Genomic DNA, 22,996 nt, shown 5'->3' on the forward strand with positions numbered 1-22,996 from the left:
TCGTATTATGGGGCAAATGTTCTGTTGCAAGCGGGGTGAAAAGCGTTCTGCATAGCGCTTTGGCTGGATGTTTAGTCTTTAGCATTCAAGAATCATTCCAAGTGCAAATACTTTGGTCGCTTTACTGAGTCTGGGCAACGCCGGTAAGTTCCTTTTGCTTAAACAGCTGGCAAACACTTTATAATAGATTGTAATTGCTTCGCCTTAGGCTTGTTGTGATAATTTCCACAAACATTCTGGTCTGAGACAACATGTCGCAGTCAGGCTTGTTGGCGACCACCCTTCATTTATTAAAAAACGGCTATGCACATACAACAGGCTTTACAAACCTTGCTGGATAAACAAGACCTAGGCCGCGAGGCCATGCGCGATGTCATGCGCTATATCATGAGCGGTTCGGCGACGGATGCCCAAATTGGAGGATTCCTGATTGCCCTGCGCTGCAAAGGTGAAACCATCGACGAAATTACCGCTGCCGCTGAAGTGATGCGCGAATTGGCAACCCACGTGCCGGTCAGCGGCGCGCATGTCATCGACACCTGTGGTACGGGTGGTGATGGCGCCAATACCTTCAATATTTCCACCACCTGCGCCTTTGTGGTCGCCGCTGCCGGAGGGCAAGTCGCCAAGCATGGCAACCGCTCAGTATCCAGCCGCTGCGGCAGTGCCGATGTGCTGGAGGTGGCGGGTGTCAATTTGGATTTGACTGCCGAACAAGTCGCACAATGCGTCCAAGACATTGGCGTGGGTTTTTTGTTTGCGCCTAAGCATCATGGTGCTATGAAACACACCATTAAAGTCCGCAAAGACATGGGTGTGCGGACGCTCTTCAATCTGTTGGGGCCGTTAGCCAATCCGGCGGGCGCACCCAACCAGCTGATCGGTGTGTTTGCCAAACAATGGCTGGAACCGATGGCGCAAGCCCTTAAGCAATTGGGCAGCCAGCACGTGTTGGTGGTCAATGCGGATGATGGTTTGGATGAAATCAGCATCGCTTCCGCCACCTCAGTTGCCGAATTAAAAGACTGCGTGGTCAGCACTTACACCATCACGCCCGAACAATTTGGCCTGGCACGTGCCAATCTTGCAGACTTGGCAGTTGAAAGCGCGGAACACAGCTTGGAGATTATCAAGTCGGTGTTGGACAACCAATCCGGACCAGCCTTGGATGTTGTGTTGCTAAACGCCGGTGCTGCGATTTATGCGGCGGGTCTTGCCGAATCTTTGTCAGCGGGCATTGCCACGGCAAGGCAAGTGATTGCCAGCGGAGCGGCTAAAACCAAGCTTGAAGCGCTGGTGGCTTATTCGAATAAAGCTTGATAACGTTGGCTTTTCTTATGCCTGTTATGGCGGCGAACTCGCATTTTCGCCGATTAAAATTTTGACCTCTATTTTAAATTTACAAAACGACCTTCTCATGACCAACACCCCCGACATCCTAAAAAAAATCTTAGCCACCAAAGCCGAAGAAGTGGCGCGCCGAAAACTGGCTATGCCTATCGCCAGTCTGCAAGAAATTGCCAGCGGCGTGGAAAGGCCGCGTGGTTTTTACAATGCCCTGCAAAGCCGGGTATTGGCGAAAAAGCCAGCCATTATTGCGGAAATTAAAAAAGCTTCACCTAGCCAAGGCGTGATCCGCGAAGACTTCAACCCGGTTGCCATTGCTCAAGATTACGCCATGAACGGTGCGGCGTGTTTGTCGGTGTTGACTGATAAACAATATTTCCAAGGATCGGAAGCGTATTTGCAAATGGTGCGCGAGCGTTGCCCGCTGCCGGTGTTACGCAAAGATTTTATGGTTGATGCTTACCAAATCCACGAAGCGCGTGCTTTAGGTGCAGACTGTATTTTGTTGATTGTCGCCGCGCTTGACGATGGTTTGATGCGGGAATTGTCCGATACCGCCACGGCCTTGGGCATGGATGTGTTGGTTGAAGTGCATGACGCTGACGAATTGGAGCGCGCCTTGCAATTGGACACGCTTTTGATCGGTATTAACAACCGCAATTTGCGTACTTTTGAAACGTCACTGCAAACCACCTTGGATTTAAAAGCGGGCATTCCGGCTGGGCGTATGGTGATTACGGAAAGTGGCATTCATACGTCAGATGCTGTAAAACTGATGCTAGACAATGAAATTTATAGCTTTTTGGTGGGTGAGGCATTTATGCGCGCACCTAGCCCTGGGCAAAAAATGCGTGAATTGTTTGCCTTGTAAGTGATGCGGAAGCAGCAATAGGCACGTCCACATTAAGCGGTTTTGGAATAGGCGGTAGAGAGGTTAAGGCGATGGCAGACAAGAAAAATCTCGTGATAAAAGTGAAATATCCGGCGGGTGCGAAACAATCGGCGGATTATGTGCCGGCTGCGCAAACCATTACGGAATGGAATATTCCGCGTCTTGCCGCTGCTGCTGTGGTATTGGCAGTGTTGGGTGTGGGCTTGGTGAAAATGTTGTCGTCAAGTGACGAGGCTGTGCAGGCTAGTGTGCCAAGTGTTGCGGCTGTTTCTGAACCCGTGGCTCCCGCACCAAGCGACGTGCCGGCACAGCCGGTTGTTCAGCAACTGCCCGCCACACAAACGGCGACTGCAGTCAGTACGCCCGTTCCTGTTGCCAAGCCGGTTGCTGCGCCTGAAAGTCTGCCCGGCCCCGCCAATAGCCAACCGCTTACGCAAGCTGAAACGCCGGTTGTTTCTCCAGCCGCTACAGGGATGCCGGTCGGCAATGTCAGCCGGGCGCTGTTGACACACACCATCAAAAAGCGTGAGCCGATGACTGAAATCCCAAGGATCATTTCAGTAGGTAAGCACAAGCCGGTACTGGTCCATTATTTCACCGAAGTGGAAGGTTTGGCGGGTCATGACATTTACCACGAATGGCTGTTGGACGGAAAAGTAGTCACCCGTTATAAGCTCGATGTAGCGGGCGATCCGTGGCGCACGTTTAGCCGCATGTCGATTACCGCCAAAAAAGGCAAGGGCGTTTGGATGGTCCGCTTATTGGATGATAGCCAGCGTTTGTTGAACCAGCAGACGTTTAAAGTGAATAGCCGTTAGCCCGTTTTTTGCCAAGGGCTGACAGTCGCTGTTTTGAGTGCCGCGCTTAACTTTGCAGGAGTGAATGATGAATCGGTTGGTTTGGTTGTTGTTGTGCTGTTTGTTTTCCACCTCAATTATTGCCAAGCCACTGGCTAAAGAGGCGGTTCCTGAACCGCTTAAGCCTTGGATTGCTTGGGTCAGCGAAGACATCCCCGAACTGGCTTGTCCGTTTTCTTACAATAGCTTTGATAGCAAGCGTTGCGTTTGGCCTACCTCGCTTAATTTGGCATTGACCCCCAAACAAGGCCAATTTTCAGGCAGTTGGCAAGTTTATGAGGAAAGTTGGGTCAGCCTGCCGGGTTACACCAACCTTTGGCCCCAGCATGTTACCGTCAACAAACAGTCCACCTTGGTGTTGGATAGGTCGGGCGTTCCTTCCATTAAGCTGCCTGTTGGCAGCTATGACATCAGCGGTGATTGGTCGTGGTCAGCCATTCCCGACAACCTCACCATTCCACCCGATACCGGCTTGGTCAGCCTTAATGTCAACGGCACTGACATCGCCATGCCCAATATCCAAGACGGTCAGCTCTGGTTAAAAGCCAGCGAGACCGGCGGGCAAAAGGCGGATAGCGCCGAGGATAGTTTGGCACTGCAAGTGTTCCGCCTCATCAGTGACGATATTCCTTTGCAGGTGCAAACCCGTTTGGTGTTGGACGTGTCCGGCGAGCGGCGGGAAATCAAGCTGGGCAAGCCCTTACTGGACGGTTTTGTCGCCTTAAGCCTAACTAGTGAACTGCCTGCTAAATTGGAAGCCGATGGCCAATTGTTGGTGCAAGTGCGTCCGGGCCATTGGCAAATCGACATTCTGTCAAGAAGTACTGGCGACATCAGCCAATTGCCCTTAGGTTCACCCGCCAAAGATTGGCCTGATACGGAAATTTGGTTGTTCGATGCCCGCCCCGATTTGCGTGTGGTGGAAGTTGCCCAATTGGATGCCGTTGATACCAGCCAAACCAATGTTCCGCCTGAGTGGCGGCATTTCCCTGCCTACCGAATTGCCAATGGGCAAACGATGGCTTTTAAGCTGATCCGTCGTGGCGATCCTGAACCGAATGCCAACGATTTGACGATTAAGCGCACGCTTTGGCTGGATTTCGATGGCACTGGCTACACAGCCAACGATACCATCAGCGGACAAATGAGCCGTGACTGGCGGCTGAACGCTTTGGCAGCAACCCGTGTCGGCAAAGTGGAATTGGATGGCACCAACCAGCTGGTGACACAACAAGTCAGTGACGGTAAACAAGGTGTCGAAGTCCGCCAAGGGTGGCTGATTTTAAAAGCGGATAGCCTGATCGTCGGCCCCATTAGCCAGATGAGTGCGGTCGGCTGGGAACAAAGCTTCCGCGACGTGCGTGCTGAACTCAACTTGCCGCCCGGTTGGCGTTTGTTGGCGGCATCGGGAGTTGATAACGTACCGGATAGTTGGGTTGCCCGTTGGACCTTATTGGATTTGTTTTTGGTGCTGTGTGCAGCACTGGCTACCGGAAAGCTTTGGAATGCCTATTGGGGCGGCTTTGCCTTAGTGGTTTTGGTGTTGATCTGGCACGAACCCGATGCGCCGCATTTGATCTGGTTGGCAATTTTAGCGGCAACGGCTTTGGTTTCCGTGTTGCCAGCCGGCAAAGTCATGAAAGCCGTCAATTATTTTCGCTATGGCTGTTGGTTGGTTTTGTTGTTTTTAGCGTTGCCCTTTATGGTCGACCAGGTCCGCATGGGCATTTATCCGCAATTGGAAAAGCCTTACCGCCCGGAGATGTCGCAGCAATATCCGGCGAGTGCGCCGGTGGCTTTGCAGGAACAAGCCCTCAATTCCCTTGGTGGTATTGATGAGCAAAGAGTTCTTGATATGCAGGCTAAGATGCAGCCAATGTTTAAGAAATCTCCAATGAGAAGCCAGGCGTACGAATACAAACGGGAATTCGACCGCTCAGAAGGCCGTATTGACCCTAAAGCCAAAGTGCAAACGGGCCCTGGTTTGCCGCAATGGCATTGGCATAAAGTGTTGTTGTCTTGGAACGGGCCGGTTGATGCCAGCCAGACATTGCGGCTGTTGTATTTGTCGCCCGCTGTTAATCAGCTGCTGAATAGTGTCCGTGTGCTTGGCATTGCCGTGTTGGCTTTGCTGATGTTCGGGCAGGCCGATAAACTGCTGCCACCCAGAATGCGGCTAAAATCAATCTTGCCGGTGTGCCTGCTGGGGTTGTTGATGTACGCTGGGTTGCCGAAAGATGTTTATGCCGATTACCCCAGCGACGAGCTGTTGACGCAATTGCAAAATCGCTTGAAAGCGGTTGATAAACCAGATTGCTTGCCGGCTTGCGCTGATATTGCCGATATGTCGCTGGACATCGACGACAAGCTGCTGGAGATAGGCTTGGATATCAATGCCCAAGTCTCCGTGGCCTTGCCGGTGCCGGGCGATTACAGCCAGTGGTTTCCCAACCAAGTGCTGGATAATGGCAAGCTGGCGAGTGGTTTATATCGCGAAAACAACCAATTATGGCTAAATGTGGCGGCAGGTTCGCATCATTTACAGCTAAGGGGGGTCACGCCGCCGCTGGGTAAATTCAGTTTGCCATTACCGTTAAAGCCCAAGCATGTCAGTGTGCAGGCATCGGGTTGGGAAATTCTGGGCATTCAAGAGAACGGCTTGGCTGATGAGCAATTGCAGTTTACCCGCACCAATACGGCATCCAATAAAGCCTTGCCTGCCTTACAACAAGGCGCATTGCCGGCATTTTTCCAGGTTCGGCGCGTTTTGACTTTAGGATTGGATTGGCGGGTAACAACAACGGTTACCCGCTTGTCGCCTGCTGATACATCAGCGGTGTTGTCTGTGCCTTTGTTGCCTGGTGAGGCAGTGACGACCGCAGGTATGCACGTTAAAGACGGTAAGGTCGAAGTCAATTTTCCATCTGGCGAGCAAGGCGGTGCTGTGGAATGGCAGTCAACTTTGGAAAAATCCGACCAAATCGTCTTGACGGCTCCGCAAACCGACCAATGGATTGAGGTTTGGCAGGCCGATATCAGCCCTATTTGGCATTTGGAGGCATCGGGCATTGCCATGATCCATCTTGACTTTACTGATGAAGTGCAATGGTTGCCGGAATGGCGGCCTTGGCCCGGTGAAACGGTCAATCTAAACATCTCCCGCCCTGAAGCGGTTGCTGGTCAAACGCTCACTATCGATAACAGCCAGTTAACAGTTAATCCTGGGCAACGGATCCGCAATGTCGAGTTAAGCTTTAGCTTAAGGAGTTCGCAAGGCGGACAGCACACCATCCGCTTACCCGAACAGGCCAGTTTGCAGTCGGTGTTGGTCAATAGGCAAAGCCAGCCCATCCGTTTGCAGGATAATAAGCTGGTCTTGCCGATTAACCCTGGCAAGCAAGAGTTTTCGGTCAGTTGGCAAGAACCTATGCCGATCGGTTTTTTGACCACCACACCGAAAGTCGATTTGGGCGTTGCAAGTGTCAACGCCCATATTGACGTGAATTTGGGTGCAGACCGCTGGTTGTTGTTTGTCGCCGGACCGTTATTGGGGCCGGCGGTGTTGTTTTGGGGCGTGTTGGTGGTGGTTTTGTTGCTGTCAGTGGGGTTGGCAAAAATTCCGTTGACGCCATTAAAAACGCGGCATTGGTTTTTGTTATTGGCAGGTTTGAGCCAAGTCGATCTGGCGCTTGCCGCTATAGTCGTTGTTTGGTTGGTTTTGTTAGGTTGGCGCGCGCAGCAAACGGTGGCAATCGGCTATTTCAATGCCAAACAAGTTTTGTTGGTGGGTGTCACGTTATTGGCTTTGGCGGTGTTGTTTTATGCCGTTGCCCAAGGTTTGCTGTTTGCGCCGGATATGCGCGTAACCGGCAACCAATCGTCGGCATTTAACTTAAATTGGTATCAGGATAGGACTGCCGCCGAATTGCCGACGGCTTCAGTTGTTTCAGTGCCTTTGCTGGCGTATCGTTTGTTGATGTTGGCTTGGTCGTTGTGGTTGGCGGTGACCTTGCTTAATTGGTTGAAATGGGGTTGGCAGTGTTTTTCCGCCGGTGGCTTGTGGCAAAAGAAAGCCATCAAGGACAAAAAGGAAAATATTCCCCCAGTGCCTGAAAACAAAGATGCGGGCTAGTTTTATGTGGATTTGTGGCGGGTAGCCGTTAATGTCGGCTTTTCGTTTCCAACAGTTTTCGGTATGCCAACAGCAGTCGGCAATGAAAATCTGCACCGATAGCTTGCTGTTTGGTGCGATGATGCCGATTAAGCCAGGCGATAAGGTATTGGATATTGGCGCAGGTTGTGGTTTGTTGTCGCTAATGGCGGCGCAATTGGGCGCGGCTAGGGTAACGGCAGTGGAATTGACTGTCGAGGCGTATCGTGAGGCAGTAGACAATTTTGCTACCAGCCCTTGGGGTACAAAATTACAGGCGGTGCATGCTGATGTTCGGCTGTTTGTTACCGCTGAGCGATATGGATTGGTTGTCTGTAACCCTCCGTTTTTTGCCCAACATCTGCGCTCCCAAGAGCCTCTAAGAAGTTTGGCGAGGCATAATGAAACGCTCAGTTACACTGAATTATTGGTTTGTGTGGATCGACTTTTGTCCGAGGATGGCTTGTTTTACGTGTTGATTCCTGCGCATGCGGGCGATGGTTTTGTGCAGCAGGCAAAGAAGGTTGGCTTGCATTTATGTCGGCAAATAGATTTTCAGGGTTTGCCGAGCCATCAAGCCAAGGTTTCCGCGTTGCTGTTTAAACGCAATGCGGGTAACTTTTTGCTTAGCAAAATGCTGGCTTATCAGTCGGCGTGTATTTACAGCGCGGAGGCGGCAAAAGTTTTGTCGCCATTTTTATTGAGGTTTGCAATGTCCAGTGAGGACGGCACATCCGTGTGCCGAAAATAAAGGTCAACGCAAATTAACGGATGACGCGATGACCGCGACCGCTCATGCAGTTGTTATAAGCGCTTTTATATTTGGCTTCGGAGCTTAAACCTTGGGTTGCGCCGCCGCCAATACCACCCGCAGCTGCGCCTAATGCAGCGCCAGTGCCTGGATTGCCAATAATCGCACCTAAAGCCGCGCCGCCTGCTGCGCCGATTAAGCCGCCTGTTGCTGCGCCAATCGCTGTTTCAGAAGCCGTACCGCCCGATGCGTGCGAGGCTAGTTCTTTGCATTCCGCCATGTCTTGGCTGATGCGGTAGGCGTTGGGATCGTTATAGCTGTCAACAGTCGGCGTCCAGCCGGTTTGGCTGGCACAGGCAGAAAGCAATAAGCTGCTGATAATTAGGCTGTTTGATATAATTTTGTTCATGGTTTTCTCCTTTTGGATTGTTTTCGTGTTTACCTTAATTTATTTAGAGTGAACAGATTGTGAACGGGTCAGCTGTCAGATGGCAATAGTAAAGGAAAATTCCAAAGCCTTTTGTGGATAAAGTTCGTTTAGTTTTTTTGTTTGTACTGATCCAAATGTTTGGTCAAAATCGTCGTTATTTACAACTTAATTGGTTGTAAAATTAAGGATATATACAACGGCAGGTTAATTTTGCTGTCATCCTATTTTCATGTTTTCGTCACAAAAATGACACTAATTTAAATTATACTTGTCATATATCCTATTGAATTATTTGGAAACTTATGAAAAGAACAGTTGCAGAAGCCTCAGCCAAGCCTATGAAGCGTTTGGAGTGTTTTATCGCTGACTCAGAAGAATTGATAAGGGAGGCTCAAAAATTACGGTTTCGTGTTTTTGCTAAAGAAATGGGCGCAAAATTAAAGACGGAATCTGAAGGCTTGGATTATGACGAGGTGGATAGTTATTGTGACCATTTAGTAGTTTTCGATAATGTGAACAATAAAATTGTCGGTTATACCCGTTTGCTGAACCAGTCACAAGCTTCGAAGTTAGGAAGATTTTATTCTGAAAGTGAATTTAATCTTGATAGGGTGCTTAACTTGCCGGGCAGATTTTTGGAAATAGGCCGTACTTGTGTTGACCCTGATTATCGCGGAGGTGCGGTTCTGACAACGTTATGGTCTGCTTTGGTTCAGTACGCCATTGAAGGCCAATATAATTATTTGTTGGGTTGTGCCAGCGTAACGCCTGGGCCTAGCGGTTTTGCGGTTGATGCGGTTTATAAGAGTATAGATGAGAAAAATATTGCTCCTGCCCATTTGGCAGTTGCGCCACGCACTCCCGTGCCAAATTTCTTGCGATGCAATCGCGATGAGTCAGGGATTCCGCCATTATTGAAAGCCTATTTGCGTTTTGGTGCTTTGGTCTGCGGAGAACCTTGCTGGGATAAAGACTTTAATTGTATGGATTTGTTTGTATTGCTGCCATTGGATCAGTTACAAGACCGTTACAGCAAACATTATATGAGAGATTATTTGGTTGCAAATGAAGTCCAAAATACTACTGCCTTGTAAGTTATTTCTGCTTGTTCTGTTGTTTGTTGTTGGGCTTGTTCTTGCTGGGGCGGTATTTCCTTCCGTTACCTTTGTGTGTTCACAGGCAAAGGCAATGGAAATTAAAGACCTAATTAAGATGTATTGGTTGAAGTGTTTTAGTCAAATTCTACAGCTTAAGGTGGTGTGTATAGGGAATGTGCCTAAAGAGACAGGTATGATCGTCAGCAATCATATTTCTTGGATAGACATTGTTGCGATAGGGCAGCTTCTTCCGGCTTATTTTGTAGCAAAAAGCGATATTTTAGGCTGGCCTGTCATTGGTTATCTTGCCGATCAGGCGGGTACGATTTTTATCCGCCGTGGCGATAAAAAAAATATCTTGATAACGGCTGAGAAAATGCTGTCAACGTTAAACCAGGGAGGGAGCATTATTGCCTTTCCTGAAGGGACGACAACTGAAGGCGATGATGTTTTGGGTTTTCACTCTTCACTGTTTCAGCCTGCCATACAAAGTCAAGTAATGGTTCAGCCAGTGTCAATAAGATATGTGGGCGGCTCAAGGAGTCTTGCTCCTTTTGTCGGGGACGACACTTTCGTTATGCATTTGCTAAGAATGCTAAAAATGGATCAGATCAATGTTGAGCTAAGGTTTTTAACACAACTGGATGTTAAGTTGGGGCGCAATGTTATTTGCGAGCAAGCGCGGACAATGATTTTAGAGCAGGTAGTGTCCGCGTAGTATTTGATTTTAATTTATAAATTTGAAGCCGTTTGCTGGAAGGCAAGCGGCTTTTTTTTTCCTAGTTGTCTAATCCCGATAAGCCTTCAATAGACCAATTGTCTGGGTTTTCAATACCTTCTTCATTTTCACCGTTTTTGTAAGATATTCTGCATGCGTACTTTTTGATTTTGGAATCGGAAGAACCGCTATTTAGGGTCGTTTCGCCATTGATGATGTATTGGTAGTTTCCCATGCTCCAGGCGTTTATGGGTTTTGATGGGAAAGCGGCATTTGCATCAGAAGGTAGCTTTTTTTTGATGCTGGCGTTGCATTGGGTAAAGGCCATTGCCGTTAAATTGTTGTTAATAGGTAATTGGCTGGCTTTGTCCTTGCTGTCCACCAAAAAAAGATCAGACGAAACGACTTTGTAAACAAAAGGCATGACAATCTTGTATTGGGAAAGGAGAAGAACCGAAACACCGGCAATTAAGATCAATAAATTGTATTTTTTCATAAAAATTAGATTGTTATATTTAATGGAAACGGATTGGCAATAATCATAAACATTAAACTGATCTTAGCGTTATTTTTTCGAAAGACAAGCAATAAATGAAACTCTCATCAGAGCGTTTGTTTTAGGCTTGACAAGGATGTCCGAACTGGTAGACTGAACGCTCACCAAATTGATTTGGTGTAATCGTGATTTAATAAGTCAAGATTGGAAAATGGATTTGTTACTATCGACTCTTGGAATGAGTTGTTCCAAGAATTTAATAATTTTTAGGAGATAGAAATGGCAGCTACAACTGAATCAGTGAAAGCTGATGCCGCGGAAGCACCGCTGTTAAATATTAAAAATCTGGTACTCGGATCTTTAGTTTATATCGTATTTTACGGTTGGGTTCGTTGGTACGAAGGCGTTTATGGATGGTCAGCAGGTCTTGACTCATTCGCACCAGAGTTCGAAACATACTGGATGAACTTCCTGTACATCGAATTCGTTTTAGAAGTTTCTACTGCAGGTATCCTGTGGGGTTGGTTGTGGAAAACTCGTGACCGTAAAGTGATGTCAATCACTCCACGTGAAGAGTTGAGAAGACACATGACACACTGGACTTGGTTGGTAATGTACGGCTGGGCAATCTATTACGGTGCTAGCTACTTCACTGAGCAAGACGGTACTTGGCATCAAACTATCGTTCGTGATACTGACTTCACTCCAAGTCACATCATCGAATTCTACTTGAGCTACCCAATCTACATCATCACTGGTGGTGCTTGCTTCTTGTATGCAAAAACAAGATTGCCAACCTACCAACAAGGTTTGCATTTGCAATATATGGTTGCGACCGTTGGTCCATTCATGATTTTGCCAAACGTTGGTTTGAACGAGTGGGGTCACACTTTCTGGTTCATGGAAGAATTGTTTGTTGCTCCTTTGCACTACGGCTTCGTATTCTTCGGATGGGCTGCTTTAGGTCTATTGGGTGTGGTAAATACAGAAGTTGGCGCAATCGCGAAACTTTTGAAAAAAGACTTGGCTTAATTTGTTAAGCTTCAGTTGTAAATAACTATCTCCTAGCTGTTTTGGTGTTTAAGATGTCGAAACAGCATAGAGTAGATGGTATTAAATAAAAATAATCTAAAATCCTTTAGGAGGTAAGCTAATGAGCGCATCTCAATCAGCTGTACGTTCACGCGCTGAAGCAGTAAAAGTTTCTCGCACGTTCGATTGGCTAATTCTGTTTACATTGTTCTTTGTTGTTCTTGGTGGTTATCACATTCACTATATGTTGACTGGCGGTGACTGGGATTTCTGGACTGACTGGAAAGACAGACGTCTTTGGGTAACTGTTGCCCCGATCGTTTCTATTACTTTCCCTGCTGCTGTTCAAGCTTGCTTGTGGTGGCGTTACCGTTTGCCATTCGGCGCTGTTGTTTGTATCTTAGGCTTGCTTTTGGGTGAGTGGATCAACAGATACTTGAACTTCTGGGGCTGGACTTACTTCCCTGTTAACTTCGTGTTCCCATCAAACTTGATGCCAGGCGCTATCATTCTTGATGTTGTATTGTTGTTGTCAAACAGCATGGTATTGACTGCCGTTATCGGTGGTTTGGCTTATGGTTTGGTTTTCTACCCAGGCAACTGGCCAATCATTGCTCCATTGCACGTTCCTGTTGAATACAATGGCATGATGATGACAATTGCTGACTTACAAGGTTACCACTACGTAAGAACTGGTACACCTGAGTACATCAGAATGGTTGAAAAAGGTACCTTAAGAACATTCGGTAAAGACGTTGCTCCAGTATCAGCGTTCTTCTCTGGTTTCGTGAGTATCCTGATTTACTTCTTGTGGCATTTCTTCGGCAGATGGTTTGCAAGCACTAAGTTTGTAGACGCTGCATAAGATTTAACAAGATAAACATAAATAAGGCTGACGAGTTTATAAAAACTTGTTAGACATACTCAAAAAACTATAGATTCTCTATTATAGAGGAGGATATATGAAAATAATAAAAGACAACGTTGCAAAGTTATCCTTTGTAGCACTGCTGATTACAATTACAGCAGCAATGTTCTACACTCCAGCGGCTTCTGCTCATGGTGAAAAATCGCAAGCGGCATTTATGCGTATGCGTACAATTCACTGGTTCGATTTGAACTGGTCTAAAGAAGAAGTTGCTGTTAACGACACAATGACTATCTCTGGAAAATTCTTTGTTTTCAGCGGTTGGCCAGAAACTGTTGACAAACCAGAAATTTCTTTCTTAAACATCGGTATCCCAGGTCCAGTATTTATTCGTGCTGGATCTTGGATCGGTGGTCAATTGGTACCACGTTCAGTTTCTTTGGAATTGGGCGAAACTTATGATTTTAAAGTATTGTTGAAAGCACGTCGTCCAGGTGACTGGCACGTTCACACAATGTTGAACGTAAAAGGCGGTGGTCCAATCATTGGTCCAGGTAAATGGGTAACTGTTACTGGTTCAATGGCAGATTTCAAAAACCCAGTTACTACTTTGACTGGCGAAACTGTTGATTTGGAATCTTACAACCTGAGCAACACATACTTCTGGCATGCCTTCTGGTATGGTTTGGGTGTCTTGTGGGTTGCTTACTGGGTACGTAAACCTGTTTTCGTTCCACGTTTGATTGCTGTTGAAGCTGGTAAAGCTGATTCATTAATCACTGGCGCTGACAAAAAAGTTGCTATGGGCTTTGCAGTAGCTGTTGTTGCTATCGTTGCAGTATCTATGGGTTCTACTAACGAGCAATATCCTGTTACTACTCCATTGCAAGCTGGTTTGTTGCGTGGTATCAAATCAATCGAAATGCCTGCTACTTCTGTAGCGGTTAAAGTTGAAGATGCTACTTACCGTGTTCCAGGTCGTGCAATGCAAATGACATTGACTATCACCAACAATGGTGATTCTTCAATCCGTTTGGGTGAATTCAACACTGCTGGTGTTCGTTTCATGGATGCTGCTGTTGCTCAAGACGAAACTGGTTATCCAGACGACTTGTTGGCTGAAGAAGGTTTGACTGTTAGCGATAACAGCCCATTAGCTCCAGGCCAAACAAGAACTATCCAAGTTACTGCATCTGATGCTGCTTGGGAAGTATATCGTTTAGCTGACTTGATTTACGATCCAGATAGCCGTTTTGCTGGTTTGTTGTTCTTCTATGATGAAGCTGGCAACCGTCAATTGATCACTATCGACGCACCATTGATTCCTACTTTCATCTAATAATGATGAATGGTTAAACCTTAAAGTTTAACTAGGAATTATAGAACCCCTGATTCAGAAATGGATCAGGGGTTTTTTTATTTTCCAGGATATTAAAATAAGAAAAATAATAGGGTAAAGGCAGGGTTCAAAATATTTCAACAAAAGGGAGGTATATTACCAATAAGCGTTTCTAAAATATAAACCGACTGTATGAGACGCTATAAATCTACCGTAATACGATATTCTAAAAGTAGACGTCGGTTGGATGGACAGGCCTGTACAAAATGATCATCAAGCTCCTGAACTCATTTTGGAAAAACCGCCTCATCTGGAAATTGTCGTTAAGAAATTAGAGGGGGGCGAATAGCGGGAAAGGGGGAGCGAAACAATCACCCTTATTTCAGGGGGGGAGGAAAAGGAAGTGTCTGTAAAGCAAGACTACAAGACGGAAGCGATCAATATGCATCGTCTGAAGTGGCACAATATTACCCGAATTGAACTGCATAGATATTCAATGGCAAAAAAAGTATGACAGGCTTTCTTTTAAAACGTGTTCTGCCTGCGATTAGTAGCAGACAACTTAAGGATCTGAAATAGATTTAGGTAAAATAGACTGTCATATTATCAATAGTGACTATAGAGTGCTTTGGATGATATGGTCGTTGTGTTCAGTAAATTGGATAACAAATCCATTTACGATTTCCGTTGGTACAGCGTAAAGTTTATAGGGCGAATAAATGTGGGGCGTTATAGAACAATATTGGAGGAGTTTTAAACGAAGAATAAAATCCCTTAAATGGATGTGATTGATACGAAAATATCATCAGCGGCTTATGTTTTCTTACAAATAAAAGTAGTATTTTAAAAATATAAACAATGATTAAAAAAACCGCTACATAAATAAGCACAGTAGCGGCATAAGATTTTCAAGAGATAATTTGTTATACAAATCTATTTTTATAATGAAAGCTGTTTTAGATAATAAAAATTAATCTTTTAATGCTTTAAGAACAGCTTGTAACATTGTATTGGCATCACCAAATAACATGCGTGTGTTATCCATAACAAATAATGGGTTGCCGATACCGGCATAACCAGACGCCATGCTACGTTTCATAACAATGGTGGTTTCACCTTTCCAACATTCAAGTACAGGCATTCCAGCAATTGGACTGTTGGGGTCATCTAAGGCAGAAGGGTTTACGATGTCATTAGCACCAATGACAATAGAGACATCAACATTACCCCAATCATCGTTGATTTCATCCATTTCATAAACGATGTCATAAGGTACTTTCGCTTCAGCTAGCAACACGTTCATGTGTCCTGGCATTCGACCCGCTACTGGATGAATACCAAAGCCAACTTTCTTACCCTTATCCCGCAACAATTTTGTTATCTCATTCACGGTATGTTGAGCTTGGGCGACTGCCATGCCATAACCTGGAATAATCATGATATGTTTCGCAGCCAACAAGACTTGGGCGGTTTCTTCGGCATTGATTGGTTGTACTTCACCTTCAATAACTGCTGCGGGACTTCCGCTGCTGCTTCCAAAGCCACCGGCGATAACACTAAGAAAATGCCGGTTCATCGCACGGCACATGATATAACTTAGAATTGCACCGCTACTACCGACCAATGCGCCAGTTACAATGAGCAAATCATTACTTAGCATAAAGCCAGTTGCGGCGGCTGCCCAACCGGAATAACTATTTAGCATGGAAACAACCACTGGCATATCTGCGCCACCAATAGCCATTACCATGTGGACACCGAAAATCAAGGCTAAAACCGTCATAGCCGCTAAAGGCCAAATTCCGCCACCGGTTTCGGTTTGTGATAAAAATATACCACCTAATATAATTGATGAAATTAGTAACCCCAGATTTAGCCAATGCCGTCCTGGCAAAAGTAACGGTTTACCACTGATTTTTTCGCTAAGTTTGCAAAAAGCAATAACTGATCCTGAAAATGTAACGGCACCGATCAAAATACCGACATAAATTTCAACTTCATGGATCGTTTTTTCCACACCGGTAATGCTGACAGAGTCATCCATAAAATTGGAAAAGCCCACTAAAACCGCAGCCATACCAACTAAGCTGTGCATAATGGCGACCAGTTCAGGCATTTGTGTCATTTCGACTTTTGTAGCGGCGCGTGCGCCGATGCTACCACCAATCAGAAGTGCCAATACCAAGATGAGATAAGATGTAACGGCCCCGCTAAGGGCTGTTGCCAAAATGGCAATAGCCATACCTAACATGCCGTAATAATTGCCTTTTCTGGCTGTTTCTTGGTTACTCAAACCGCTTAAGCTAAGAATGAACAGAATGGTGGCGATGATGTAAGACATCGTAACTAGACTTTGGGACATCAGTTTTCTCCTTATTTTCTGAACATTTCTAACATACGGCGAGTGACTAAAAAGCCGCCAGCGATGTTAATGGAGGCAATTAGAATAGCTAGTCCAGCGAGTCCGCCAATCAAGGGATTGGAGGCGGAAACTTGTACTAAAGCACCAATCACAATAATGCCGCTGATGGCATTGGTGACGCTCATCAAGGGCGTGTGCAAAGAGGGTGTCACATTCCAAATAACCTGATAACCCACAAAACATGCCAGCACAAACACCGTAAAATGTGCCATAAAAGAGGCGGGAGCCACCGCACCAATACCAAACAAAACAGAACCGGCAATAATAATAGGTAGTGCTTGTTGAATAGCAGGAGGCAACAGCGATTTTTTAACCTCGATAGCTAAGACGGGTGATTCGGATTTGGCAGCAGGTGCTGCCGATAAGGTTGGCGGTGGTGGAGGCCAAGTGATTTTGCCTTCTTTGACAACGGTTGCGCCACGCAAAACTTCGTCATCAAAGTTGACAATAATTTCGCCATCTTTATTGGGGCAAAGCTCTGTCAATAAATGGCGCAAGTTTGTGGAATACAATTGGCTGGATTGATTGGCGAGACGGCTAGGCAAATTGGTATAGCCAATTATCGTCACGCCATGTTTAAAGACAACTTGGTCTTTTTCCGTCAACGCGCAGTTACCGCCTTGTTCGGCTGCTAAATCGACAATCACACTGCCTGCCTTCATCGACTCCACCATTTCTGCCGTAATCAATTTAGGGGCGGGCTTGCCAGGGATAAGGGCAGTAGTGACGATAATGTCGACTTCTTTAGCTTGTTGGGCAAACAAAGCCATTTCGGCAGCGATAAATTCTGGTGACATAGTTTTCGCATAACCGCCCGTGCCACTGCCTTCTTCTTTGAAATCCAGCATTAAAAATTCGGCATCCATGCTTTCAATTTGCTCTTTCACTTCAGGTCGCGTATCAAAAGCGCGGACGATAGCCCCCATGCCTTTTGCCGTACCAATTGCCGCCAAGCCCGCAACACCCGCACCAATCACCAATACTTTCGCAGGTGGAATTTTACCGGCAGCGGTAATTTGACCGGTAAAGAAACGACCAAAATGCTGTGCCGCTTCAACAATCGCTCGGTAACCCGCGATATTTGCCATCGAACTCAGCGCATCCAATTTTTGTGCGCGGGACATTCGGGGTACGCTGTCCATCGCCAGTACCGTCGCGTTTTTTGCCGCCAGTTTGTCCATCAATTCGGCATTTTGGGCAGGCCAAATAAAACTGATTAAACAACTGCCTTCTCGCAATAAATCACATTCATCCATGCCAAGCTGCGGATTCAGCTCGGGTGCCCGAACTTTCATGACAATATCTGATTGTTGCCATAAGCTTGCCGTGTCCTCAATCACGTCAACCCCAGCTGCACGGTAAGCATCATCAGAAATATCAGCCGCTTGGCCTGCTCCACTTTCAACACTAACGGAAAAGCCCAGCTTGATAATCTGCGCCGCTGCTTCCGGTGTGGTGGCAACACGTTTTTCGCCTTCATGAACTTCTTTGGGTATACCAATTTTCATACGATCTCCTTTTATTAGTTATATAGCTTGGAGTGTGTTGTCAAAGGTCTTGATTTTACTTAAGACCTTTGTTGTGAGCATAGAATATTAAATAGTGAGTTTCAATAGAAAATGCAAATCAATTTACCTTTAGAAAATAGATTGGCAATTGTGGCGAAGGGTGGGTTTGAGTGGGTTGGTGATTAAGGGTAATATTTAAAGTAGTTAGGTTATCTGTTGACAAGACAAACAAACACAGCCCATGCGGGCGATAAATTAATTGACCGCTAATACAGACGTACTAAACAAGCAAAAGCTCGGATCAGCTATTCCGTTCATACTGAAACTTTTTAGTATGAACGGAGAGTTTTGAGGTTAGGAAAAATAATGGCAGGCACCCAATAAAGGTGTTTTGGGGTTGGTGGCCACTTTAACGGAAAGGGTTTCCAGTAAGCCATAGAAGCGGCCTTTGGCTTTAAAGGCAGCTATAAATTCACCATCTTGCAGCCTAGGCAAAATTTTCGGGGCAATGCCGCCGCCAATAAACACACCGCCAGTTGCCAAGCTTTTTAAGGCAAGATTGCCCGCTTCGGCGGCATACAGTTGCACAAACAAGCGCACGGCTGCACTGCACAAAACGTCTTCACCTTGTACGCCCAGGCGGGAAATAATGGCATTGCGGTCGCTATCATGGCTGTTGGCAGGGACGGCAGGGCAGGGTGGGGCAATGCCTTCTTGGCAGAAAAAATCATACAAGTGGCTAAAACCAATGCCAGAAATGACACGTTCGCAGCTGACATGTTCAGGAAAAACCTGGCGCAGGTAAGCGAGCAAGCGGTCTTGTTCCGGCGATTGTGCGGCTAAATCGCAATGACCGCCTTCAGTTGCCATTGGGTGGTGTTTTTCACCATCCCAATACAAAATGGCTTCACCCAAACCTGTGCCGGCGGCAATTACGGCGATATTACCGGTTTGCACCCGCGCCAAGGGGTTGAGTTCAATCAGGTCGCTGGCGGGCAAGTGCAACATGCCTAAGGCCATCGCTTCCAAATCGTTCAGTAATTTAACCTTTTCTGTTCCTAGCTTCGCTTGCAACGCACCGGTATCCAACAGCCAAGGCAGGTTGGTGGTCTGGCAACGTCCATTGACCACCGGTCCGGCTACCCCTAAACAAACCGAAGACAAGTGAGTGTCGGTGGGCAAGAAGGCATCCAGTATGTCGTCAAAACGTGGGAATTCGTTGCTGGCAAAAGTTTGTTCATTTTCATTCAGTAGCGAACCATCAGCCTGTTTGCTGAACAACGCCAATACCGTTTTGGTTCCGCCGATGTCTCCGGCTAAAATCATAAAAGCCTCCTTGATGGTTTTTTATTTTAATGATGGCTGAGCAAGTGTACCAAAGCATCGAGCACGGCGTTAGCGACTTGATGGGGCGGCAATTGGTAGAACGCCTGCCAAGCCAAGGTTTTGTCGGCATCGTATTGGTCTTTATGGCTGGGATGCGCCTGCAACCAGCTGATTCTGACCGCGTGACCAATGACAATATCCAGCACCAAAGTGTCATCAATCTGCAATTGGCTGTCGCGGATAATGGAAGCAATAGCAGCCAAGGCTTCGACATTCAGTTGCCTGTACACCGGTGATTGGATTTTGTTGAGCAAATGGTTGATGTGCAGTTTAAAGCTCTGTTCGCCAGGGGTGTTTTGCGAGAGGATGATCTCGCTATCGAGGCGGTTTTTGCTGTTCAGCTTGTCGCCAATCACCAAACCTTTGCTGTGCTGCAAAATTTCCCAAACACTGGTGTAGAAGTTTTTGCTTTCGCGCCCAACGCTGCCTTTTTGTTCACGCCATTCGTACCAACCGTCACCTTCGCCACGGTCTTTGGGGTCGGCACTGGCAGGGAAGCGGGCGCTGCCGAGTTCATGGCAATCGGCTTCGACATGTAAAGATTCCGCCGCCCCTAATTGGTCTTCGGTGTTGCTGTAATCTTCCAGGGTCTCCTTAACTTTTAATGACAGCAGGTAAGGTGGCAACGACAAAATTTCATTGAAGGCATGCCCCAAAGAGTGACATTGGCTTTCACGTTTTTGGCGGACGATAATCAGTTGTAGGATATGCCCGACCCGCACTGTGTACATATCGGCGAACAGCTCTGGGTTGGATTTGATTAGCATGCCCAAGTACAAAATCAGTTCTTGGATAATGATCCGTTCGCTGGCATCGGTATTAAAGGTGCGGATGATTTGTAAAATCTCCGAAGAGTCCGCCGGACGTTTCATGGTCGCTTTGCCGCTGTAGACGCGGCCTAAGGTCAGATTATGCTGGCGAACCAAAATTTCGGTGGCGGCTTGTTCCAAGTTTATGTCGTATTTGCCCAGCAAACCCGCACAACGCCGCACCACATACCAAATGTGCTGGTCGCCGGCACGTTCGTAAATTTCTTCCAACAAATCTTGCACCGTACAGGCGATGCCGTCTGCTGTTTTAAAGGGCGTGACAAATTCCAAACCCTGCCGGATTGCCAGCAAGTTTAAGGCTTCCATTTGTGCGTAGAGGCTGCCGTTGCTGGATAGCTGCGCCAATAAATGGGCATCATCGCCAATTTCCCAAGCGGTGATGAGGCTGGAAGCGAGTGGTGCAGGTGTTTCATGGCTATAAGGCAAGACGTTTTGGCAAGGCCGTTCTGATTCTTCCCATGTAGCGGTTGAAAATTGGAAATCGTGCAGGTAATTGATCTTTTCATAACTGGAGCTGGCAATAAAGTCTGCCAATACGCCCAATTCAATACTAATGCCTTGGCTGCTGCCATTTTGCAGTTCTTTGATAAAGCTAACTAAAACAGCGCGGTTTTGGCTGTCGAGCATGTTTTGGCGGATATTCATCACTACCAGTGGCGTACCTGAGCGATCCCAGTGCTTAGCAATATATGAGAATTCCAAGCGCAAACGTTGGATCAACAAGCGGTTGTCCATCGCCAGATAAAAGCCTTTTTGGCTCAAGCATTGCGGCAAAAACACCAAATGCTCGCCGGACAGAATGTACAGCTTGGAAGTCGCCTGTGTCCGCAACTGCCGCAGTGGCCTGCCTGTTAAGCCGATGCGGTCGTTACGGCCGACTTGGGTATAGGCTTCGGCAAGCTCCATGGCTTCACGCACTTGAATCGGCGCAATTTCCGCTAAAGTTTGGGTTTGGATGCCGTCGCTTAGCAAGTCAGATTGCACCGACTCATCTTGAGCCAATAAGGCCACTTGCAGTTTATCGGCTTTGGGTTTGACGGCTTTATAACGGCCTAAGGGGTCAATGTCGTCAATCGATAGCAGTTCGTCTTGAATGAGGCTGCCTAATATGAATAAGCTTTGCGCCCAAACTAAGGGAACGTTTTCATTCGCGACACGTTCTTGGCTGTTAGGATTGGCTTTTTCGGCATCGATCAGTGTTTTAGGGACAATATACAGCTCGGGTAACAACAGTTGCCCGTTTTGTTCAACCAATAGGCTTTCCAGTTTGGCCCGATAGTCGTTGGCGGCATCCGTGTCACCAGCAAACAGCTTGTTGAGCAGCAGATAGGTAAAAAATAACGGCCATTCGCACTCGATGTGCATAAATTGTTTGAGTTCTTGCGGGTCGTAATGCAGGCGTTTGTGATCTTCAATCACGGTTTGATGACCGTCCAGCAAGAAACGTTTGCAACCATAACGACCTTGCAGCTTTTCGCAAATATTGTTTTCGGTTTGTAGGCGTATGGCGGGGTTGTCGATGGCGAAGGCCGGAAAGCCGGTAATTGACAACATGGCGGAATCGGTTTCTTTAGAGAGCGATTCCCTCGGCAATAACGATTCTAAAGTGATGCGAGTGCGGGCAATGTCGTCGCTGATGACGTGGATAACGGACGCTTGCCCGCCATCTTGTCCGAACAAATTGAAGCCTGACAAAGCTTCCAATGCGGCCTTCGCCATACCGATGGAGCTGGCATTCAATTCGGCAATGCCGTGGTTGATCTTGTTGCCGCGCTCCCAAATGCCGTAGTCGGGCGTGCGATAGGTGCGGCTGATGTAATGCACCAAATTTTGCACGAAATTGACTTCATCAATGCTGAAAATAATCCGCAACCCCGATGCCGTCATCTGCGCCAACATCAGCAAAAACAAGGATGTGGCATCCAATTGCAGATGCCCCCATTCGCTGTCGCCGACCACGATAGCACCGGATTTGGTGTCGTATTTGGCGTGCAAGGCATCCAGCGGGTTTTGCGTGTGCTTAAACTTTTCGACTTTAGGCGCTTGGCGCATCATCGCTGTCAACAGGCCGCGCATTAATTTGACGGTGCTTTGTTCCAGCAAATACGTCCGGCCTTGGTCGCCACCGGCACGGCGATAAGCCAAGCCTAAGCCCCATGCCGCCAAAATGCTGTAGACGTTGTCGCGCACCCACGCGTCGGTGTAATTGCCGTGCGCGTTGATGGCGGTGCTGGCGGGCAGCAAGCCGCTGACCCAATCCTGACGGTTCAGGATGATGCCCTGCACTTGTTGATAGTAGTGGTTTAACGGGTCAAGATCGCCTTTGGCTTTCATGTGTGGAGGTTTCCTTCCGTAGACTGACTGGCAAAAAAGAGGTAAAGCTGGGGAGTCAAAATGGCGAAGTGCCAACTGCCGCAGCACTGTTTTCTTAATCAAAAAAAAGCGCCTTATCCGGGAGAGAATAAAGCGCTACCACCTTAACTTACGGCAACAAACAAAATGAGGGATTACACGACACAAACCTAAGTTCAATATTAATAAAGCAGGTAGTGTGCCAGTTGTATCTGGTCGATAAGAATTTTGTTTAAAGCCAAGCAAAGCGCGGTGCTAGCTAATGGACAGTTTAGTGCAGGGTGCCAGTGATATTCAAAAAATTATTGTTGTTTTGCACGGTATTGAAAATGTCCGGTATTTTTTGCACAACATTTGTGCAATAAGCGATTGCTTGGGTAGTTGCAAGCCGTTCTTGTGGCGGAGTTGCTTAAAGACTTGCCTTAGGCAATCGGGTATATTGTTCCGATAAGATAATCCGAACTTGCCAATTGGGCCTGCGTCAGTGGGTCTAAAAGGTGTTACTTAAACCACAATACAAC

16 protein-coding genes are annotated in these 22,996 nt (G+C 47.0%); 10 read left to right on the plus strand and 6 right to left on the minus strand.

All coding sequences use genetic code 11. The features are described from left to right. The first annotated feature begins 303 nt into the window (after positions 1 to 303). The 5 genes from trpD (at position 304) to ACYQ1O_RS09815 (ending at position 7,997) form a co-directional block, all read left to right on the plus strand. On the plus strand, positions 304 to 1,320 hold the full coding sequence (gene trpD / locus ACYQ1O_RS09795) for an anthranilate phosphoribosyltransferase (protein WP_459991497.1): 1,017 nt from the start codon (positions 304 to 306) through the stop codon (positions 1,318 to 1,320). A gap of 97 nt (positions 1,321 to 1,417) precedes the next feature. Continuing rightward, on the plus strand, positions 1,418 to 2,218 hold the full coding sequence (gene trpC / locus ACYQ1O_RS09800) for an indole-3-glycerol phosphate synthase TrpC (protein ID WP_459991498.1): 801 nt from the start codon (positions 1,418 to 1,420) through the stop codon (positions 2,216 to 2,218). Between the two features lie 71 nt (positions 2,219 to 2,289). Continuing rightward, positions 2,290 to 3,057: a DUF2914 domain-containing protein gene (locus ACYQ1O_RS09805; protein ID WP_459991499.1), complete on the plus strand. Its 768-nt coding sequence runs from the start codon at positions 2,290 to 2,292 to the stop codon at positions 3,055 to 3,057. A 64-nt stretch (positions 3,058 to 3,121) separates the two neighbouring features. Continuing rightward, positions 3,122 to 7,228 (plus strand): hypothetical protein, encoded by a 4,107-nt coding sequence (locus ACYQ1O_RS09810; RefSeq protein ID WP_459991500.1) that lies wholly within the window; start codon positions 3,122 to 3,124, stop codon positions 7,226 to 7,228. Positions 7,229 to 7,259: 31 nt separating this feature from the next. Further along, positions 7,260 to 7,997: a tRNA1(Val) (adenine(37)-N6)-methyltransferase gene (locus ACYQ1O_RS09815; protein ID WP_459991501.1), complete on the plus strand. Its 738-nt coding sequence runs from the start codon at positions 7,260 to 7,262 to the stop codon at positions 7,995 to 7,997. A 13-nt stretch (positions 7,998 to 8,010) separates the two neighbouring features. On the opposite strand, the gene ACYQ1O_RS09820 is transcribed toward ACYQ1O_RS09815, so the two are convergent. Next, complete coding sequence (locus ACYQ1O_RS09820) at positions 8,011 to 8,406, minus strand: glycine zipper family protein (RefSeq protein WP_459991502.1); 396 nt, start codon at positions 8,404 to 8,406, stop codon at positions 8,011 to 8,013. Between the two features lie 323 nt (positions 8,407 to 8,729). Here ACYQ1O_RS09820 and ACYQ1O_RS09825 point away from each other — a divergent pair, with 323 nt between their 5' ends. Both ACYQ1O_RS09825 and ACYQ1O_RS09830 read left to right on the plus strand, forming a co-directional pair. Continuing rightward, positions 8,730 to 9,521 carry a GNAT family N-acetyltransferase gene (locus ACYQ1O_RS09825; RefSeq protein ID WP_459991503.1) on the plus strand — a complete coding sequence of 264 codons (792 nt, stop codon included), beginning with the start codon at positions 8,730 to 8,732 and terminating at the stop codon, positions 9,519 to 9,521. Between the two features lie 94 nt (positions 9,522 to 9,615). Further along, positions 9,616 to 10,242, plus strand: coding sequence for a lysophospholipid acyltransferase family protein (locus tag ACYQ1O_RS09830; protein WP_459991504.1), 627 nt, complete (start codon positions 9,616 to 9,618; stop codon positions 10,240 to 10,242). A 61-nt stretch (positions 10,243 to 10,303) separates the two neighbouring features. On the opposite strand, the gene ACYQ1O_RS09835 is transcribed toward ACYQ1O_RS09830, so the two are convergent. After that, the gene (locus ACYQ1O_RS09835; RefSeq protein ID WP_459991505.1) at positions 10,304 to 10,738 is read right to left on the minus strand and encodes a hypothetical protein; all 435 of its coding nucleotides are present in this window, start codon (positions 10,736 to 10,738) and stop codon (positions 10,304 to 10,306) included. 279 nt (positions 10,739 to 11,017) lie between these two features. Here ACYQ1O_RS09835 and amoC point away from each other — a divergent pair, with 279 nt between their 5' ends. From amoC to amoB, 3 genes are all read left to right on the plus strand, one after another. Further along, a complete protein-coding gene (gene amoC, locus ACYQ1O_RS09840) occupies positions 11,018 to 11,770 on the plus strand; it encodes a bacterial ammonia monooxygenase, subunit AmoC (RefSeq protein ID WP_459991506.1) in 753 nt (250 codons plus the stop codon). A 121-nt stretch (positions 11,771 to 11,891) separates the two neighbouring features. Further along, on the plus strand, positions 11,892 to 12,635 hold the full coding sequence (gene amoA, locus ACYQ1O_RS09845; protein WP_459991507.1) for a bacterial ammonia monooxygenase, subunit AmoA: 744 nt from the start codon (positions 11,892 to 11,894) through the stop codon (positions 12,633 to 12,635). A 97-nt stretch (positions 12,636 to 12,732) separates the two neighbouring features. Further along, positions 12,733 to 13,977 (plus strand): bacterial ammonia monooxygenase, subunit AmoB, encoded by a 1,245-nt coding sequence (gene amoB / locus ACYQ1O_RS09850; RefSeq protein ID WP_459991508.1) that lies wholly within the window; start codon positions 12,733 to 12,735, stop codon positions 13,975 to 13,977. A gap of 970 nt (positions 13,978 to 14,947) precedes the next feature. On the opposite strand, the gene pntB is transcribed toward amoB, so the two are convergent. From pntB to ACYQ1O_RS09870, 4 genes are all read right to left on the minus strand, one after another. Beyond that, positions 14,948 to 16,339, minus strand: a complete 1,392-nt coding sequence (gene pntB, locus ACYQ1O_RS09855; protein WP_459991509.1) for a Re/Si-specific NAD(P)(+) transhydrogenase subunit beta — start codon at positions 16,337 to 16,339, stop codon at positions 14,948 to 14,950. Positions 16,340 to 16,350: 11 nt separating this feature from the next. Continuing rightward, entirely contained in the window at positions 16,351 to 17,907 is a 1,557-nt protein-coding gene (locus tag ACYQ1O_RS09860) for a Re/Si-specific NAD(P)(+) transhydrogenase subunit alpha (protein WP_459991510.1), read from the minus strand. Between the two features lie 354 nt (positions 17,908 to 18,261). Beyond that, complete coding sequence (gene glk, locus ACYQ1O_RS09865) at positions 18,262 to 19,233, minus strand: glucokinase (RefSeq protein ID WP_459991511.1); 972 nt, start codon at positions 19,231 to 19,233, stop codon at positions 18,262 to 18,264. 26 nt (positions 19,234 to 19,259) lie between these two features. After that, the gene (locus tag ACYQ1O_RS09870; RefSeq protein WP_459991512.1) at positions 19,260 to 22,457 is read right to left on the minus strand and encodes a phosphorylase b kinase regulatory subunit alpha/beta; all 3,198 of its coding nucleotides are present in this window, start codon (positions 22,455 to 22,457) and stop codon (positions 19,260 to 19,262) included. Positions 22,458 to 22,996 lie beyond the last annotated feature (539 nt).

The organism is Methylosoma difficile, from assembly GCF_054657615.1.